The following is a 507-nucleotide window of genomic DNA, read 5'->3' on the forward strand; positions in this document are numbered from 1 at the left end:
AACATATCGGCAGCCCGTAGTGCTGGTGTGCGGCGACGCGGCAGCATCGTTATTCACAGAAAACCCGCTGCGGCAGGTCGCGGGAGGGCTGTACCTGCACATTGCGGATGAAGAGCAACTTATCAGACAGGCTGAAGTGCTGCTGGCTGACCGCCCCGCATGGGTTTCTCAGTTGTGTGTGGCCTGCACGGTCGTGCCGGTTGTTCATCTGGATATGGCTGTTCTGGCGGGACGATTGCGACGCTTTGTCGGCGGTCTGGCGACAGTGCGCCGCAGGGCGGGCATAAAAGTGCCGCTGCTGCTGTGGAGCTGGCTGCCCGGCACAGGGCGAGAGGATGATCTACCGTGGTTTATCTGCGCCGGCGGCAAGGTTCAGGTGGTGACGCCCGCCGGAGAAAGCTCTCCGACGTCATGGGCGGCACAGCCCGGAACCGATGGGAGCAGCCTGCGGCTTTGCCATCTTCTGCGGATGGAAAGCCTGATGCAGTGGCTCAATCAGATGGTGTT

1 pseudogene is annotated in these 507 nt (G+C 61.7%); it reads left to right on the forward strand.

The window, feature by feature from the left end:
• A pseudogene (locus CWM53_RS20180) lies at positions 1-507 on the forward strand (OmpA family protein); the annotation flags it as partial.

The sequence above is a fragment of the Klebsiella sp. A-Nf5 genome (assembly GCF_002810545.1).
GTDB lineage: Bacteria > Pseudomonadota > Gammaproteobacteria > Enterobacterales > Enterobacteriaceae > Klebsiella > Klebsiella variicola.